13 protein-coding genes and 1 pseudogene are annotated in these 12742 nt (G+C 70.7%); 10 read left to right on the top strand and 4 right to left on the bottom strand.

The window, feature by feature from the left end; genetic code table 11:
- Positions 1-19: 19 nt before the first annotated feature.
- Positions 20-172, bottom strand: a pseudogene (locus tag ACFY30_RS04405) (DUF5131 family protein); the annotation flags it as partial.
- 223 nt (positions 173-395) lie between these two features.
- Positions 396-1046, bottom strand: a complete 651-nt coding sequence (locus tag ACFY30_RS04400) for a hypothetical protein (RefSeq protein ID WP_390843618.1) — start codon at positions 1044-1046, stop codon at positions 396-398.
- 326 nt (positions 1047-1372) lie between these two features.
- Here ACFY30_RS04400 and hemL point away from each other — a divergent pair, with 326 nt between their 5' ends.
- From hemL to ACFY30_RS04350, 10 genes are all read left to right on the top strand, one after another.
- Positions 1373-2692 carry a glutamate-1-semialdehyde 2,1-aminomutase gene (gene hemL, locus ACFY30_RS04395; protein ID WP_390843617.1) on the top strand — a complete coding sequence of 440 codons (1320 nt, stop codon included), beginning with the start codon at positions 1373-1375 and terminating at the stop codon, positions 2690-2692.
- A complete protein-coding gene (locus ACFY30_RS04390) occupies positions 2689-3393 on the top strand; it encodes a histidine phosphatase family protein (RefSeq protein WP_390843616.1) in 705 nt (234 codons plus the stop codon). Before hemL ends, ACFY30_RS04390 begins: the two co-directional genes overlap by 4 nt.
- A gap of 153 nt (positions 3394-3546) precedes the next feature.
- Positions 3547-4833 (top strand): hypothetical protein, encoded by a 1287-nt coding sequence (locus tag ACFY30_RS04385; protein WP_390843615.1) that lies wholly within the window; start codon positions 3547-3549, stop codon positions 4831-4833.
- 66 nt (positions 4834-4899) lie between these two features.
- Entirely contained in the window at positions 4900-5490 is a 591-nt protein-coding gene (locus tag ACFY30_RS04380; protein WP_390657975.1) for a TlpA family protein disulfide reductase, read from the top strand.
- 1 nt (position 5491) lies between these two features.
- Entirely contained in the window at positions 5492-6265 is a 774-nt protein-coding gene (locus tag ACFY30_RS04375) for a cytochrome c biogenesis CcdA family protein (RefSeq protein ID WP_390843614.1), read from the top strand.
- A 3-nt stretch (positions 6266-6268) separates the two neighbouring features.
- Entirely contained in the window at positions 6269-7978 is a 1710-nt protein-coding gene (locus ACFY30_RS04370) for a cytochrome c biogenesis protein ResB (RefSeq protein ID WP_390843613.1), read from the top strand.
- A complete protein-coding gene (gene ccsB / locus ACFY30_RS04365; RefSeq protein WP_390843612.1) occupies positions 7975-9060 on the top strand; it encodes a c-type cytochrome biogenesis protein CcsB in 1086 nt (361 codons plus the stop codon). Before ACFY30_RS04370 ends, ccsB begins: the two co-directional genes overlap by 4 nt.
- Positions 9061-9122: 62 nt before the next feature.
- On the top strand, positions 9123-9542 hold the full coding sequence (locus ACFY30_RS04360) for an SRPBCC domain-containing protein (protein ID WP_390843611.1): 420 nt from the start codon (positions 9123-9125) through the stop codon (positions 9540-9542).
- Positions 9543-9652: 110 nt separating this feature from the next.
- Positions 9653-10258: a DUF6232 family protein gene (locus ACFY30_RS04355; protein ID WP_390843610.1), complete on the top strand. Its 606-nt coding sequence runs from the start codon at positions 9653-9655 to the stop codon at positions 10256-10258.
- Positions 10255-10602 (top strand): hypothetical protein, encoded by a 348-nt coding sequence (locus ACFY30_RS04350; protein WP_390843609.1) that lies wholly within the window; start codon positions 10255-10257, stop codon positions 10600-10602. Before ACFY30_RS04355 ends, ACFY30_RS04350 begins: the two co-directional genes overlap by 4 nt.
- 19 nt (positions 10603-10621) lie before the next feature.
- On the opposite strand, the gene ACFY30_RS04345 is transcribed toward ACFY30_RS04350, so the two are convergent.
- Positions 10622-11407: a CDP-alcohol phosphatidyltransferase family protein gene (locus tag ACFY30_RS04345; protein WP_390843608.1), complete on the bottom strand. Its 786-nt coding sequence runs from the start codon at positions 11405-11407 to the stop codon at positions 10622-10624.
- 38 nt (positions 11408-11445) lie between these two features.
- Positions 11446-12729: a PucR family transcriptional regulator gene (locus ACFY30_RS04340; RefSeq protein WP_390843607.1), complete on the bottom strand. Its 1284-nt coding sequence runs from the start codon at positions 12727-12729 to the stop codon at positions 11446-11448.
- Between the last annotated feature and the right edge of the window lie 13 nt (positions 12730-12742).

Here is a 12742-nt window from a genome sequence, read left to right as displayed (position 1 = left end):
CAACCAGGTCCAGCGGCCGGTGAGCCGGGCCGCTCTCGCCGCCGACGGTCACCCGGCCGATCCCCGACAGCTCCAGGGACGGCACCGGCCCCACCCATGGCTCCCGTGACAAGAACCGGACGGCAGCCGGGATCTCCCGCAGCTCACGAACACTTTGCGCGGCCGACGCCACCGCAGCGGCTCGGGCAAGGCGCCCTCGTGATCTTTGACACCGTCGCCCCGGGCATCACGGAAGCCGGGGAGGAAGGCAACGGCGACCTCCCGCCGGCCAGGGCACATCAGTGCCCCGGCGAAAGCCATGCGCCCTCAATGTGCCCTGGCCGCCTGACGGCCCCTCTCCGGCACGGAAAAGAGCGAGGCCCGAAGACCCCGCTCGCGACCGATGAAGCCCCAGGTCAGGGCCACACAAGGCAGTACGGCTGATGCCCCGCCTCATGCAGCCGGTGGCTGAAGTCCTGCCATTCGTGCAGCAGCTGGTACACGTTGAACGCGTCGCGCGGCCCGCCCCGGTCCGGGACCGTGGACCAGATGAAGGCCGCCGCGCCCACCGCTTCCTCGCCGATGTCGCGGAGGGGGTCCACGACGGTCATGGGGAGCTTCACGACCGCGTAGTCGGGGTGCAGGACGACCAGTTCGAGCGGGGGCACCTTGTGCAGGGGGACGCCTTCGATGCCGGTCAGGACCATCGCGGCCATCGTCTCCGGCTTGATCTTGGTGAACATGCCGTTCATGCCGAGCTCGTCGCCGCCGAGTTCCTCGGGGCGCATCGAGATCGGGACGCGGGCCGCCGTCGCACCGTCCGGCGCGCCGAAGTACTTGTACGTCACCCCCACCCGACCACCATTCCTGCTCTCCGCCCGGAGGCGATCGACCCTGCGGTCGACTCGCCGGTCGGCCCGCTCGGGCTCGTTCGGTACACCCTGGTTCATGCCCTGGCTCTGCCGTGCTTCGCTGGCTTCCTCCGCGTCGCGCCGGTGCCTTCCCCGCCGGGCACGTCGAGGACCCAGGTCGTCAGTCCCCTCGCCCAGTCCGCCACCGCGATGCATATCTCCACCCGACTGCTTTTCTAGGACGCGTGGCCCCGGCCGCGCAACCCGATCATCGTGTCAGTGACCTCCCCCACGGCCGCCCGCCGAAACGTGCGTTGAAACACCTGTCCGCAGGATCTTCGCAGCCACTGGACACCCGGTCGTTGTGAGCTACGTCTATCAGGCTCAGTCCGTCTCAGTTTCGCAGATGACGGACGGCGGGGGAGGAGCCGACGGGGGGCGGCACCGGTCGTCCGGTGCCCGCCGTCCGCACTGGCCTACCCTGGGGAGTCACTGGCAACCGGAGTCCAGCAAGTCGGAGAAGGTCGGAGAAGCCGCAGGTCATGACCGAACTGCCCTATTCATACGATGCGCCTGTCTCGCAGGCACTGTTCGACCGAGCGGCCGCCGTCACGCCGGGCGGTGTGAACTCGCCGGTCCGTGCCTTCCGCGCCGTGGGCGGGACACCCCGCTTCATGGTGTCCGGTAGGGGTCCGTACCTGACCGACGCCGACGGGCGGGAATACGTCGACCTCGTCTGCTCCTGGGGACCCATGATCCTCGGGCACTCCCACCCCGAGGTCATCGCGGCCGTCCAGGAGGCCGTCGCCCGCGGTACCTCCTTCGGTACGCCCGGTGAGGGCGAGGTGGCGCTCGCCGAGGAGATCGTGGCGCGTGTCGAGCCCGTCGAGCAGGTGCGGCTGGTCTCCAGCGGGACCGAGGCGACCATGTCGGCGATCCGGCTCGCCCGCGGCTTCACCCGGCGCACCAAGGTGATCAAGTTCGCCGGGTGCTACCACGGCCACGTCGACTCGCTGCTCGCGGCGGCCGGGTCCGGCGTCGCCACCTTCGCGCTGCCGGACACGCCGGGTGTCACGGGCGCGCAGGCCGGCGACACGATCGTCCTGCCGTACAACGACCTGGAGGCGGTGCACGAGGCCTTCCACCGGCACCCCGGTGAGATCGCCTGTGTGATCACCGAGGCGTCCCCGGGGAACATGGGCGTCGTACCGCCGCTGCCCGGGTTCAACCAGGGGCTGAAGGACGCGTGCGCGCAGAACGGCGCCCTGTACATCTCCGACGAGGTCATGACCGGCTTCCGGACCAGCCGCGCCGGGTGGTACGGGATCGACGGGGTCAGGCCCGACCTGATGACCTTCGGCAAGGTCATGGGCGGCGGCTTCCCCGCGGCCGCCTTCGGCGGGCGGGCCGACGTCATGGCGCACCTCGCCCCGGCCGGGCCCGTCTACCAGGCCGGCACCCTCTCCGGGAACCCGGTCGCCACCGCCGCCGGCCTCGCCCAGCTCCGCCTCCTCGACGACGCCGCGTACGCCAAGGTCGACGCGGTGTCCGAGCAGATCCAGGCGCTGGTCTCCGGGGCGCTGGCCAAGGAGGGCGTCGCGCACACCCTGCAGAGCGCCTCCAACATGTTCTCCGTCTTCTTCACGGACCGCCCGGTCCGCACCTACGAGGACGCCAAGGCGCAGGAGTCCTTCCGCTTCACCGCCTTCTTCCACTCGCTGCTGGCGAACGGCGTCTATCTGCCGCCGTCGTCCTTCGAGTCCTGGTTCGTGTCCACGGCCCACGACGACCGGGCCATCCAGCGGATCGCCGACGCCCTCCCGGCGGCGGCCCGAGCGGCTGCGGAGGCCACAGCAGCATGACCACGCCCGAGAGCAACAGCAACGGCTCCCAGGACATCACCGTCGTCCACCTCATGCGGCACGGCGAGGTCGAGAACCCGGACGGGATCCTCTACGGCCGTCTCGGCGGCTACCACCTCTCCGCGCTCGGCCGGCAGATGGCCGACCGGGTCGCCGAGCACCTCGCCTCCCGCGACGTGACGCATGTCGTGGCCTCGCCGCTGGAGCGGGCTCAGGAGACGGCGACCCCGATCGCCAAGGCGCACGGCCTCGACCTCGCCACCGACTCGCGGCTCATCGAGGCCGGCAACGTCTTCCAGGGGAAGACCTTCGGGGTCGGGGACGGGGCGCTGCGCCGGCCCGAGAACTGGAAGCACCTCGTCAACCCGTTCCGGCCGTCCTGGGGCGAGCCGTACGTCGACCAGGTCGTCCGGATGAAGGGGGCGCTCGACGCCGCCAAGGACGCGGCCCGCGGGCACGAGGCCGTGCTCGTCAGCCACCAGTTGCCGATCTGGATCGTGCGGTCCTACGTCGAGCGGCGCCGGCTGTGGCACGACCCGCGCAAGCGGCAGTGCACGCTCGCCTCGCTGACGACCTTCACCTACCAGGGCGACAAGATCGTCTCGGTCGGCTACAGCGAGCCGGCCATCGACCTCGTACCGGTCCACCTCCGCGCCGGTGCCAGGCCGGTGCAGGGACAGGGCAAGGCGTTCGGGGCGTAAGTCTCTTTTCGGCCGGAACCTTTCGGGATGTAAGCCCTTTCTGGTTGCCTCTGCTCCGTTCTGTTACGGAATCGGGAAGTACCAGCGGAACCTCCTCGTTCGTCACGTGCTCTGAATGGGTGACCACCAGGGAACGTGACGAACGGGGTTGCCATGCGCGCCATCACCCGACGGGGAGCACTCGGACTCGGTGCCGGGGCCGCCGCCGCTGCCGGACTCGCGGGGTGCGGCGGCCTCACCGACTCGGACGGGCCGGGCACGCCCGGCGGTTCCGGCCGGTCCGGCAAGAAGGGCTCCGGCAGCCCCAAGCCCTCCGCGCGCCCCCTCGGCGACGGCTCCACGTCCTTCACCGGCAAGCAGCCCCACCAGCCCGCGAAGCCCGAACCGCTGGAGCCGGGCCAGGAGCCGCCGCAGTTCGTCGTCTTCTCCTGGGACGGGGCCGGCGAGGTCGGCAACGGCCTCTTCCCGCGCTTCCTGGACCTCGCCAAGGAGCACGGCGCGTCCATGACCTTCTTCCTCTCCGGGCTCTATCTGCTGCCCGAGTCGAAGAAGCGGCTCTACGACCCCCCGAACAACCCGCGCGGCGCCTCCGACATCGGGTACCTCACCGACGAGCACGTGCGGATGACGCTCACCAACGTGCGCCGGGCCTGGCTGGAGGGGCACGAGATAGGCACCCACTTCAACGGGCACTTCTGCGGCGGGAACGGCAGCGTCGGCAACTGGACCCCGCGGCAGTGGCGCAGCGAGATCGACCAGGCGAAGGGGTTCGTCAAGGAGTGGCGGACCAACACCGGCTGGACGGACCTGCCCGCCCTCCCCTTCGACTACGAGAAGGAACTCGTCGGCGGCCGTACCCCCTGCCTCCTCGGCCAGGACAACCTGCTGCCCACCGCCCGCGCCCTCGGCTGGCGCTACGACGCCTCCTCGCCGGGCGGGCGTCAGACGTGGCCGCAGAAGAAGCAGGGGCTCTGGGACCTGCCGTTGCAGCAGATACCTTTCCCCGGACGCTCGTTCGAGGTCCTCTCCATGGACTACAACATGCTCGCCAACCAGTCGGTCAACTCGACCAACGCCCCGAGCCACAACTACCCGGGCTGGCGGCAGCAGTCCGCCCAGGCGTACATATCAGGATTCAAGCGGGCATACGAGACGAACCGCGCGCCCTTCTTCGTCGGCAACCACTTCGAGCAGTGGAACGGCGGCATCTACATGGACGCCGTCGAGGAGTCGTTCAAGCACATCGCGCGGGAGAAGGAGAAGGGCGCGGACGTCCGCCTGGTCTCCTTCCGGCAGTTCGTGGACTGGATGGACGTGCAGAAGCCGGAGGTGCTGGCCAAGCTGCGCACCCTGGAGGTCGGACAGCAGCCGGCCGGGGGCTGGAAGGAGTTCCTCAAGGACACCGCAGGCTCCCCCAGCCCCTCCGGAACCGCCGCCTGAAATGCGGTTTTCCACCCGCGCGGGGGGTGCGCAAGATCCCCAGAACGGGCATGCGAAACTTTTCACATGAGTGCCAGCCGCACCCCCGTGTCCGTTGCCGTCGCCGCTGCCGCCGCGACGCTGCTGCTGTCCGCCTGCACCTCCGGAGGCACCTCCGGCGGAGGCGGTGACACGAACTTCGTGATGGGCAAGGACGGCATCTCCACCGCCGGGAAGGGGGAGCGGGACGCGGCGCCCGACCTGTCCGGCAAGACCATCGACGGCAAGCAGCTCGATGTCGCCGACTACAAGGGCAAGGTCGTCGTCCTCAACATCTGGGGCTCCTGGTGCGCCCCCTGCCGGGCCGAGGCGCCCAACTTCCAGAAGGTCTACGACGACCTCGGCGCCGACGGCGTGCAGTTCGTCGGCATCAACACCCGCGACACCAGCAGCAAGAACGCCGTCGCCTTCGACAAGCAGTACGGCATCACCTACCCCAGCCTGTACGACCCGACGGGCAAGCTGCTGCTCCGCTTCGACAAGGGCACCCTCAACCCGCAGGCCATCCCCTCCACCCTGGTCATCGACCGCGAGGGCAGGATCGCCGCCCGCTCGCTGGCCGCGCTCAGCGAGGAGAAGCTGCGCAAGATGATCACCCCGGTCCTCGCGGAGAAGTGACGTGAGCGCAGTCACCACGCTCGCCGCGGCGACCGACCCCAACCAGACGGTGATGAACGGGGCCCTGCTGCTGGCCCTGCCCATCGCCCTCCTCGGCGGCCTGGTCTCCTTCTTCTCCCCGTGCGTCCTGCCGCTCGTCCCCGGCTATCTCTCGTACGTCACCGGAGTCGCGGGCACCGATCTGGCCGAGGCCCGGCGCGGGCGGATGGTCGCCGGCGCCTCCCTCTTCGTACTCGGCTTCACCGCGGTGTTCGTCTCCAGCGGTGCCCTGTTCGGCTACTTCGGCGACAACCTGCAGGAACACAAGGCCGTCCTGTCCAAGGTGCTCGGCGTCCTCATGATCGTCATGGGTGTCTTCTTCATGGGCCTGATGCCCTGGATGAGCCAGCGGGAGTTCCGCTTCCACCGGAAGCCCGTCGCCGGCCTGATCGGCGCCCCGCTGCTGGGCGCGCTGTTCGGCATCGGCTGGGCGCCGTGCATCGGCCCGACCCTGACCTCGGTGATCGCGCTCTCCTACAACGAGGCGAGCGCCGGCCGCGGTGCCATACTGACCGTCGCCTACTGCCTCGGTCTCGGCGTGCCCTTCGTGCTCGCCGCGGTCGCCTTCCGCAAGGCGCTCGGCGCCTTCGGCTGGGTCAAGCGCCACTACACGTGGGTGATGCGGATCGGCGGCACGATGATGATCGTGACCGGTCTGCTGCTGCTGACCGGTGCGTGGGACCGAATCGTGCAGGACCTTCAGTCCTGGTCCGCCGGCTTCACCGTGGGGATCTGATCCATGAGCAAGAGCACAGTCAGCGAGACGCCCGCCGCTCCCGAGGAGCCGGACCTCGGCGCCGCGGGCTCCCAGCTGTCCACCGCGCCCGTGGAGACCCTGGCCAACGTCCCCGCCCTCGGTGTCATCGGCTGGGCCCGCTGGTTCTGGCGCCAGCTCACCTCCATGCGCGTCGCCCTGCTGCTCCTGCTGCTGCTGGCGCTCGGCGCGATCCCCGGCTCGCTGATCCCGCAGACCGGCAACGACGCAACGAAGGTCGCCGACTTCCAGCAGCGGCACACCACTCTCGCGCCGGTCTACGACAAGCTCGGCCTCTTCAACGTCTACAGCTCGGTGTGGTTCTCCGCGATCTACATCCTGCTGTTCGTCTCCCTCATCGGCTGCATCGTGCCCCGCACCTGGCAGTTCGTGGGCCAGCTGCGCGGCCGCCCGCCGGGGGCCCCCAAGCGGCTGACCCGGCTGCCCGCCTACACGACCTGGCGCACCGGGGCCGAGCCGGAGCAGGTCCGCGAGGCCGCGCTCGCCCTGCTCAAGAAGCGCCGCTTCCGCGCGCACCTCGCCGGGGACGCCGTCGCCGCCGAGAAGGGCTACCTCCGCGAGGTCGGCAACCTCGTCTTCCACATGGCCCTGATCGTGATGCTGGTCGCCTTCGCCTGGGGCCAGCTCTACAAGTCCGAGGGCAACAAACTGGTCGTCGAGGGCGACGGCTTCTCCAACGTGCTGCCCTCCTACGACGACTTCAAGTCCGGCAACCTCTTCGGCGTCGACGCCCTGACACCGTTCAGCTTCGACCTGAAGAAGTTCACCGGGACGTACGAGGAGAGCGGCCCCAACAAGGGCACTCCGCGCACCTACCAGGCCGCCCTCACCTACAGCGTCGGCGCCTACGGCAAGGAGAAGAAGACCGTCGTCAAGGTCAACCACCCGCTGGAGATCGACGACTCGAAGGTCTACCTCACCGCCCACGGCTACGCCCCCGTGATCACCGTCCGCGACGGCAAGGGCGACGTCGTCTTCCACGACGCCGTACCGCTGCTCCCGCTGGACGCCAACGTCACCTCCTCCGGCGTGATCAAGGTCTACGACGGTTACAGGAACGCCAAGGGCGTGAGCGAGCAGCTCGGCATCAAGGCCACGTTCCTGCCGACGTACACCGAGGGCAACGAGGTGGGCTCCACGTTCCCCGCGCTGCGCAACCCGGTGCTGAACCTGGAGCCCTACCACGGCGATCTCGGCGTCAACTCGGGCATCCCGCAGAGCGTGTACCAGCTCGACACGTCCCACATGAAAGGGTTCAAGGACTCCAAGGACCTCCAGCTGCGCGGGAACCTCAGGCCAGGCGAGACCCTCACGCTCCCGGACGGTGCCGGTTCGATCACCTACGAGAGCACCAGGCAGTGGGCCAACTTCCAGGTCACCCAGCAGCCCGCGAGCGGCTGGGCGCTGACCGGCGCACTCGCCGCGATCTTCGGTCTGGCCGGCTCCCTGTTCATCCAGCGCCGCCGGGTGTGGGTGCGCGCGGTGAAGGGTGCCGACGGGGTGACCGTCGTCGAGATGGCCGGGCTCGGCCGCAGCGAGTCCGCCAAGGTGCCCGAGGAGCTCGGCTACCTCGCCGGGATCCTGTACGACCAGGCTCCCGGGGCCCCCGGCCCCGGGAACGACCCCGATTCCCCCGACCCTCACGTCGTACCTTCCGAAGGGCCTGAGAAGTGACTCTCGCCGCCGCGACCAACGAACACCTCGCGAGTATCAGCAACACGCTGATCTACTCCGCGATGGCCGTCTACACCCTGGCCTTCTTCGCGTACATCGCGGAGTGGCTCTTCGGCAGCCGCAGCAAGGTCGGCCGTACCGCCGCCGCGCTGACCGCCGGTGCGAAGGCGAAGGCCGCGGGCGGCCCGGCCGTCACCGTCAAGAAGAACGGCGGCACCGCCGTACTGGAGCGCCCGCAGGTCGTCGTCCGCTCCACGTCCGGCACCCGGGACGTGCCCGACGGGCCGGGCGCGCACGGCGGGGACGTGCAGGGCGACATGTACGGCCGGATCGCCGTGTCCCTCACGGTGCTCGCGTTCCTGGTCGAGCTGGGCGGCGTGATCGCCCGCGCGGCGTCGGTGGAGCGGGCGCCCTGGGGCAACATGTACGAGTTCAACATCACCTTCTCCACGGTGGCCGTCGGCGTGTACCTCGGCCTGCTGGCGCTGAAGAAGAACGTGCGCTGGCTCGGCCTGTTCCTGATCACCACGGTCCTGCTCGACCTGGGCCTCGCGGTCACGGTCCTCTACACGGCGAGCGACCAGCTGGTCCCGGCGCTGCACTCGTACTGGCTGTACATCCACGTCTCCACCGCGATCTTCTGCGGCGCGGTGTTCTACGTCGGCGCGGTCGCCACGATGCTGTACCTGTTCAAGGACTCCTACGAGAACAAGCTCGCGAACGGCGGCACGCCCGGCAGGTTCGCCAACTCCGTCCTGGACCGGCTGCCGTCCTCCGCCTCGCTCGACAAGTTCTCCTACCGCGTCAACGCGGCCGTCTTCCCGCTGTGGACGTTCACGATCATCGCGGGCGCGATCTGGGCGGGTGACGCCTGGGGCCGCTACTGGGGCTGGGACCCGAAGGAGACCTGGTCCTTCATCACCTGGGTCGCGTACGCCGGCTACCTGCACGCCCGCGCCACGGCCGGCTGGAAGGGCCGCAAGGCCGCCTACCTGGCCCTGATCGCCTTCGCCTGCTGGCTGTTCAACTACTACGGCGTGAACATCTTCGTCAGCGGCAAGCACTCGTACGCGGGCGTCTGAGCACCCCGGGGCCGGCGGCCCCAAGGGGTGCGGATTCCGGGGGCCGGGGTCAGGCTGGTGTCATGAGGGGTTCTGTCGAGCAGGGCACCAGCCAGACCCATGGCAGGACGCGCATTCTGCACTTTCTGGTGCGGCTTCCGGTGTCGATGGAGGCGGTCTGGCCGGCGCTGGCCACCCCGGAGGGGCTGGGGGAGTGGTGGACGGCCGTCGACGTGCTCGAACCGCGGCTCGGCGGGACGGTGGCGCTGCGCGGGCTGGGGGCGGGGCAGGTCACCGCGTGGGACGTGGACCGGGTCGCCGAGTACACGGTGGAGGGCGGCCGGATCCGTTTCCATCTGGAGCGGGACGGCCAGGACGGGGCGGCGCTGCGCTTCACGCACGAGTTCCAGGAGGAGCGGGAGCGGACCGGCGGCGGGACCGAGCCCGACTGGCGGGCTCGATTCGAACGCCTGGTCGAACTGCTGGAGAGTCCCCCGCGCTGAGCCGCCGCACCCCCGCGGTATCGACTTGCCCCAGAGGCGTGTGCCGTAGTTAATGGTGCTCGAAGAGTGACGGGAATCACCCACAACTCACTCAACTCATGGGGGACTTGATGACAACACCGGAACCGCCGGGGCACTTCGACGTCCCGCCCCCGCCCCCCGGGCCGCCGACGCACTTACCGGGACTCGAACTGCGGGTCAGCAAGCGGCTGCTGTGGGTCGGCGGGGCCTGCTACCCGCTGCAGAACGTCGCGCGGGTGTACACGCTCACGATCCATCCGCGACGCAAGGAGGCCGTGCTGCGCTTCCTGAGGATCCTCCTGATCACCGGGGCTGTGGCCCTCACCCTCACCGTGCTCAGCGGTATCACCATGGTCGCGGACCGGGACACCGGCAGCGGTCTGATGACGTTCGTGTGGCTGGGCTCGGCCGGTGTGGTGGTCTACGCCCTGATCGAGATGCTCCAGGTCCTCGGCGCACAGTCGCACCACGTGCTGGCCGTCGAGACCTCCGGTCCCTCCCAGGCCGTGGTCACCAGCCGCGACCCGCACCACCTGAACCAGCTCGTCGCCCGGATCGCGCACGCGATCGAGAACCCCGAGACGGAGTTCCAGGTGCGGGTGGAGAGCATCACCATCAGCCCGAAGAACTACTACTTCGGCGACAACGTCAACATGTACGGCGGCAGCGGCAACGTGGGGATGGCGAGCGCGTGAGCACCAACAACTACTACGGCGACAACGTGAACATGCACGGCGGCAGCGGCAACGTCGGCATGATCAAGAACCAGGGCGCCGCCCCCGCCGCCGCCTCGCCCGAGCTGGCGGCGGCGGTCCAGGAACTGGTGGCGCTGCTCAGGGAGTTGCGCCCGCAGATCCCGGCGGCCAGCGCCCAGGCCCTCGACGACTCCCTGCCCGCCCTCACCGCGGACGCCACGACGCCCGTGCAGGAACGTCACCGCGCCCTGCTGGCCGTCGCCGGCATCGCGGCCACGATCGGCGCCGTGGGGCAGCCGGTCGTCGAGGCGGTGAACCGGATCCTGGCGCTGCTGGGCGCGTGACCGGCGCGCCCGCGGGCCGTCACCGCAGCCGGGACGACGACAGGATCGACAGCAGGTGGGCCGGGACCATCAGCCAGGTGATCACGGCGATGGCGGCCAGTGCCCAGCGGGTCGGCTCGATGCCCCCGGTCGCCGCGTCGGCGAACGCGACGGCCAGGAGGACCAGGGAGGCCTCGATGCCGTTGGTCACCCGGTGGATCTTGAAGGCGGCGGCGAGCCGGCGCACCGAGGCCACGCCCTGCGAGCGCGGCGCGGCGGCCTCGTCGTCGGCGACGGCCAGCCCGCGCCGGGCCCGGGCCACGTCCACCAGGTCGGTGGAGGCCTTCAGCAGGACGACCCCGAGAGCGGTCGCGAGGCCGAGGGACACCCAGCCGTTGAAACCGTGCCACCCCCCGAGCCCGGACTCGGCGGCCCGGAAGCCGAAGCCGATCATCAGCGCCGCGTCCGCGAGGTAGGCGCCGAGCCGGTCGACGTAGATGCCGGTCGCGCTGTTCTGCCCCTTCCAGCGGGCGACCTCGCCGTCCACGCAGTCGAACAGCAGGAACAGCTGCATGAAGAGGGCGGCGAGGACGGCACCGGCGAGCCCCGGTATCAGCAGGGCGGCCCCGGACAGCACTCCGCACACCACCATCGTCCAGGTGAGCTGGTCCGGCGTGACCGGGGTGCGCACCAGCTGGCGGGTGAAGCGCAGCGAGACGCGGCGCATGTACAGCCGCCCCGCCCAGTGTTCGCCGTTGCGGCTCGCCAGCTTGGCCCGCGGCTGGCAGACCTCCCGCAGCTCCTCCAGCACCGGAGCAGCAACCATGACCGTTCCTCCCACGAGCCCACGATGATCGGGCCAGGTTACAGAGCGCTCAAGACGCCGAAACGGCGGGGCTGTTGCGGCATGCCGGCCTCCGCCGCCCCCGTCCCGCGCACCACCCGGTGCGCACAGGCCGCCGCCAGCAGTTCGCCCAGCAGGTCCGGGTCGCCGATCTCCAGGCCGAGGAGGGACTCGATGCGCTCCAGCCGCTGGTAGAGGGACTGCCGGCCGATGTGGAGGAGGGCGGCCGTGCGGGTGGGGGAGCAGCCGTTGCGGAGGTGGACCTCCAGGGTGCGGACCAGGTCGCTCGGGTGCGCGGCCTCCCACTCCAGAAGGGGGCCCAGGGCGTGCTGGACCATCCGGGCGAGCCGCTCCCGGTTGGCGTCCACCCCGCCCCGGGTCAGCTCCCGCTCCAGGGCGAAGGCGCGGGAGGAGGTCACCAGCGGGCCGTCGGGCGCGGCCGGCTCGGCGGGCGGGACGGTCAGCGCCAGTTCCAGGGTCGTACGGGCCGCGCGCAGGGTCTCGCTCCAGCGCAGCCAGCCGCCGCCGGCCGCGACCGCGTGGCCCACGGCGACGGTGAGCCCCGGCTCGGCCGCCGTACGGAACACCTCCTGGACGGCGCGCACGGGGTCCCCGGAGCGACCGCCGGGCAGCGCGAGCAGGGCGAGCACGTCCCCGGGGAACGCGGCCCGCAGCACGCCCCCGCCTCCCAGCAGGCGTACGGCCCGGTCGACCGCGCCCGTCTCGCGCGCGCCGTGCACGGAGACGCCGATCAGCCGCGCCCCCGGCCCCGGCTGGAACCCCGCGAGAGCCGCCCGCGCCTCCACCTCCGGCTGGTTCAGGGCGGCCCGGTCGGCGAGGTCCGCCAGCAGGGCCGCCGTGTGGTCCTCACCCCGGGGCCGGGCCACGGAACGCCCCGACAGCCCCCGGGCCACGATCGCCCGGTTGGCGGCCTCGGTGATCCGTACGAAGGGCACGACCCGGTGCAGGGCCAGCAGCGGCAGCCCGAGCCTGCGGGCCTCGTCGATCACCTCGTCCGGCATACGCGGCAGGGACCGCCCCACCTCCACCGCGAGCCCGGCCGCACCCCGCGCGGACAGCTCCCGCACATACCGGCGCCGCACCTCGTCGCCGGCGTCCGTGAGCCCGAAACCGTTGGTCAGCAGCAGCTCCCCGCCGTCGAGGAAGTTGGCGCCCTCGTACACCTCGCTGGAGTGGACCCAGCGCACCGGGCGGTCGAGGCCGCCGGCCCCGGCGAGCAGCTCGGGCTCACCGGCCCGGACCGGGTCGAGGGCCAGGACTTCGCGGAGGGTGAGTGCGGGCACGGGGACCTCCAGG

This window comes from Streptomyces sp. NPDC000345, from assembly GCF_042898825.1.
GTDB lineage: Bacteria > Actinomycetota > Actinomycetes > Streptomycetales > Streptomycetaceae > Streptomyces.
The sequence above is the reverse complement of the archived record's forward strand: the minus strand, read 5'-3'. Positions and strand labels throughout refer to the sequence as shown.

Excerpts from the sequence above, each read along its gene's own strand:
- ACFY30_RS04400 (WP_390843618.1), bottom strand. The coding sequence starts at position 1,046 with ATGCATCGCGGTGGCGGACTGGGCGAGGGGACTGACGACCTGGGTCCT.
- hemL (WP_390843617.1), top strand. The coding sequence starts at position 1,373 with ATGACCGAACTGCCCTATTCATACGATGCGCCTGTCTCGCAGGCACTG.
- ACFY30_RS04390 (WP_390843616.1), top strand. The coding sequence starts at position 2,689 with ATGACCACGCCCGAGAGCAACAGCAACGGCTCCCAGGACATCACCGTC.
- ACFY30_RS04385 (WP_390843615.1), top strand. The coding sequence starts at position 3,547 with ATGCGCGCCATCACCCGACGGGGAGCACTCGGACTCGGTGCCGGGGCC.
- ACFY30_RS04380 (WP_390657975.1), top strand. The coding sequence starts at position 4,900 with ATGAGTGCCAGCCGCACCCCCGTGTCCGTTGCCGTCGCCGCTGCCGCC.
- ACFY30_RS04370 (WP_390843613.1), top strand. The coding sequence starts at position 6,269 with ATGAGCAAGAGCACAGTCAGCGAGACGCCCGCCGCTCCCGAGGAGCCG.
- ACFY30_RS04360 (WP_390843611.1), top strand. The coding sequence starts at position 9,123 with ATGAGGGGTTCTGTCGAGCAGGGCACCAGCCAGACCCATGGCAGGACG.
- ACFY30_RS04355 (WP_390843610.1), top strand. The coding sequence starts at position 9,653 with ATGACAACACCGGAACCGCCGGGGCACTTCGACGTCCCGCCCCCGCCC.
- ACFY30_RS04345 (WP_390843608.1), bottom strand. The coding sequence starts at position 11,407 with ATGGTTGCTGCTCCGGTGCTGGAGGAGCTGCGGGAGGTCTGCCAGCCG.